The sequence below is a fragment of the Parabacteroides sp. ZJ-118 genome (genome assembly GCF_011038785.1).
Classification (GTDB): Bacteria; Bacteroidota; Bacteroidia; order Bacteroidales; family Tannerellaceae; genus Parabacteroides.
On sequence record NZ_JAAKDT010000077.1, the window covers coordinates 1 to 3,726 of the forward strand.

The window sequence follows — 3,726 nt, forward strand, 5'->3', positions numbered from 1 at the left end:
GCGGCACGGCACTCGAAACGGCATTTGTCCCAACATACTCCGGTTTTTATGGCCTGATACCATAAACGAAAAATGCAAATAACTGATAATCAGCTATGCCTTCCAACGGCGAATTGCCGTTTTAGGCATTCGTTTTCAGCCCTCATGCTGTCCCAGCATGCTCCGGTCTCTCCATCATTGATATCGAGGATATCATTGCTTGATGTAGGAGGATTTGATGAGTCTTTGTTTATTGATGGTGTAGACCATGAATGGTGTTGGCGGGCATGGCATAAATCGCAATGGCGATCTTTTGTCGTTGAAGACGCTAAGATTAGCCATCAATTAGGGGAGGGAGATAAAAAAGTGGCTTCAAGATCGATAGCCGTTGCTTCTCCGTTTAGGGTGTATTATCAGTTTAGGAATTATTTGTGGCTTTGCCGAAGAAACTATGTCCCCGGATATTGGAAAAAGAAGAATGGTGTAAAATATTTAGTGAAATTATTTTATTTCCCGATTTGTGTCGCTCCAAGGGCAATGTATTTAAAGCATATTATACATGGGGTTATAAGAGGATTAAACCCGCTTAAATCTAATTGGCCTATATTCTTAATATTAAGCAGTTCAATTAAGAACTTAGCCGGGGGGGGTAAATGCCTAATAATAAGCGATATATCAAGAAGTAATCCTGTTGTTTCATCTTATCCATTGGCTGCATGATGGATAAGATTTCTGTTTGTATAGCTACCTATAATGGGGCAAAGTATATTAAGGATCAGCTGGAATCTATATTGTACCAGTTATCGGAAGATGATGAGGTGATTGTGTCGGATGATAGTTCTACTGATGGAACATTACAACGAATAGCAGAACTTGATGATGACAGAATCCATGTTTATATTTTTGATAGGGATAAGAGTGGTCTGTCACTGATTAATCTAGTAACAACAAATTTTGAGAATGCATTGAAGAAGGCTACTGGAGATATCATTTTTTTAGCGGATCAAGATGATGTATGGTGTGAGAATAAGGTTAAGGTAATGTCATTGATACTAAGTCAATATGATTATGTAGTAAGTGATTGCTATGTCACGGACTCAAATCTTGTCGTTATAAGTAACACTCGTTTTGATGGATGTGTAACATTGAACCGCTGGAAGGCACTTTATAAGCCCACTCCATGGCAGGGTTGTTGCGCAGCTTTTAGACGGAGCGTTATGGAAAAGTCTTTGCCTTTTCCTAAGGGAATACAATCTCATGACCGTTGGATAGGTTATGTTGCTTCTTTCTTTTTTACTTATAAAATTCTTGAAGATCCACTTATATTTTATAGGAGACATGATACGAATGCTTCTACATCAACAGGTAAATCTAGAAATGGTATAGTCTATAAAATAAGAACACGGTTGAAATATATTTATGAACTTATAAAATTGAAATTTCGGTAATATGGCGAACTTTTCTACAAAGGAACGATTAATAGCATCGTTTCTTTCTGCTACACCAGGATTGAAAAGATTGGTTAAGCAGATATATATAACAATTAATGCGGTTATTTATCATAAAGACTACAACGCAAAGATTCTGGATTCAAGAGTGAATGAAATAATTTCTTTTTATTCTGATTCGGAAAGTTTTGGCGGTTATTATGATAAGACTTCCATTAATAATAAAGGAGTTGTGCTAGTGAATATTCCGACACAATCAACCGCCGTTAAGCCCAATCCTAGATTTCCCATAGGAATAAGGGCTGTTGATTTGAGAACGAGGCAAGCGGTGAATTTAATAGATAGCGAAACTTATACGTGGCAGCAAGGAGCACGATCTCAATGGATTGATGATGATGTCGTTATTTTCAATGTCTTAAAGGATAATAAGTATAAGGCATTAGCATATTCATTAGATGAACGGATTGTAGCAAAAGAATTTGAGTTTCCTGTGCAAGATGCTTATCTCAAAGATTATTTCTTGTCAATAAATTATAGCAGGATAATGGCGTTACGTCCGGATTATGGATATCGTAGTCTTGCTATTCCATCAAGGACAGAATTAGAGTGTTTGGATAATGATGGTATTTGGTTTGTCTCATATAAGGATGGTGGGAGTAAATTACTTTATACTTTGCGAGAGATTGTATCCGTCGAGCCTAAAGATACTTTTGATGTGAGTCTTCATAAAGTAAATCATTTAATGATAAAACCTGATGGGAAAGGATTTATTTTCATACATCGATGGTATAGAGGGAAACGCAGGTTTGACCGTTTGATGTATTCGGATTTCAAGAGAATGAGAGTTCTGGCTGATGACGAAATGGTCAGTCACATGTGTTGGGTGGACGATAATACAGTGTTTGGTTATCTTCGTTATGAGGGTAAGGAAGGTTTCTATTTTATAGATATAAATACTGGAAAGTTTACTATGTGTGACAAGATGACGGAATTGGCTACAGGCGATGGACACCCGACAGTATATGGAGAGTGGATCGCATTTGATACTTATCCGGATAAAAGCAGGATGCAGCATCTTTATCTTTATCATATAAAAACGTGTGAGCTGTTTCCTTTATTAGAACTATATCATGGACTGAAGTATACGGGGGAGTGTCGTTGTGATTTGCATCCTCGTTTTTCTAAAGATGGACAATATGTTTTTTTTGATACAGTTTATTTGGGTAAGCGGATCCTTTGCTATATAGATATATCACGGATTGTAGTATGAGTATTTCAGTGTTAATGTCTGTCTATAAGTCAGAGAAAGCAGACTATCTGGATCGAGCTTTGCGGAGTGTTTGGACGGATCAAACCTTGAAACCGGATGAGATTGTTTTGGTTGAGGATGGATCGTTGGGTGATGAATTGATACGTGTCATTATTGATTGGAAGTCTTTGTTGATGGAACGCTTGGTTTTATTGCGGAATGATTGTAATTTGGGATTAACTAAATCTTTGAACAAGGGCTTGAGTGTAGTAAAATCAGATCTTATCGCTCGTATGGATAGTGATGATATATCACATCCATTGCGATTTGAGAGGCAGGTGGAGTATCTGAAAGAACATCCAGAGGTATCGGTGCTTGGAGGTGCTTTGCAAGAGTTTGACGCGGAACATGAGGATTTGGGTATACGTCATTATCCTCTGACAAATAAAGATGTGAAAAATTCTATTTGTAAAGCATCACCTTTGGCTCATCCGACTGTGATGATGCGTCGTTCTATGTTCGATAATGGATTAAGGTATGATGAGCGTTATCGAACAAACCAGGATCTCGCTTTATGGTATGATGTGCTCTGTAAAGGGTATCAGATCGGAAATATCAAGGATGTAACGATTTATTTTCGCCGAGAAGTAGATGTCTTTAAGCGGAGAAATAAGAGAAAAAATACTTTCAATGAGTTTAAGATTTATGTCAATGGGATCTCTCGTTTGTATGGCCGTTTTTCTTGGCGTTATATTTATCCGATAGCTCGTTTGATGTTTCGGCTGTTTCCTGTCTCGATAGTGAGAATGATTTATGGAAGCAATATTCGTAAAAGGGTCTTAGAATAAATCCCTACACAAATCTTTTTTCAACATACATATTCATGAAGGTTTTACTGACCGGCTCTGCCGGCTTTATCGCTTGTAAGCGTCCAAGCACAGCCTGAGTAAAACCGACTACATTCGCGGCTGTAACATTAATCTTGATAAATTATGTATTACAGCAACGAAGATTTTGAAAACTTTTACATTCGCTACAAGGCGGAGGGTC

4 protein-coding genes are annotated in these 3,726 nt (G+C 37.7%); all 4 read left to right on the plus strand.

Going from position 1 to position 3,726, the window contains the following annotated elements; genetic code table 11:
• Positions 1–72 precede the first annotated feature (72 nt).
• Genes G7Y39_RS13035 through G7Y39_RS13050 form a run of 4 tightly spaced genes read left to right on the plus strand, consistent with a single transcriptional unit; the run spans position 73 to position 3,524 of the window.
• Positions 73–699: a hypothetical protein gene (locus G7Y39_RS13035; RefSeq protein ID WP_241160062.1), complete on the plus strand. Its 627-nt coding sequence runs from the start codon at positions 73–75 to the stop codon at positions 697–699.
• Positions 696–1,427 (plus strand): glycosyltransferase, encoded by a 732-nt coding sequence (locus G7Y39_RS13040; RefSeq protein WP_206225176.1) that lies wholly within the window; start codon positions 696–698, stop codon positions 1,425–1,427. Before G7Y39_RS13035 ends, G7Y39_RS13040 begins: the two co-directional genes overlap by 4 nt.
• Before the next feature lies 1 nt (position 1,428).
• Entirely contained in the window at positions 1,429–2,697 is a 1,269-nt protein-coding gene (locus G7Y39_RS13045; RefSeq protein ID WP_165157872.1) for a glycosyl transferase, read from the plus strand.
• Positions 2,694–3,524, plus strand: coding sequence for a glycosyltransferase (locus tag G7Y39_RS13050; RefSeq protein ID WP_165157873.1), 831 nt, complete (start codon positions 2,694–2,696; stop codon positions 3,522–3,524). The genes G7Y39_RS13045 and G7Y39_RS13050 overlap by 4 nt, the downstream gene beginning before the upstream one ends.
• Positions 3,525–3,726: the final 202 nt, after the last annotated feature.

Bases quoted from the DNA above. Each gene is read 5' to 3' on its own strand.
- G7Y39_RS13050 (WP_165157873.1), top strand. From the start codon at position 2,694: ATGAGTATTTCAGTGTTAATGTCTGTCTATAAGTCAGAGAAAGCAGAC.
- G7Y39_RS13040 (WP_206225176.1), top strand. From the start codon at position 696: ATGATGGATAAGATTTCTGTTTGTATAGCTACCTATAATGGGGCAAAG.
- G7Y39_RS13035 (WP_241160062.1), top strand. From the start codon at position 73: ATGCAAATAACTGATAATCAGCTATGCCTTCCAACGGCGAATTGCCGT.
- G7Y39_RS13045 (WP_165157872.1), top strand. From the start codon at position 1,429: ATGGCGAACTTTTCTACAAAGGAACGATTAATAGCATCGTTTCTTTCT.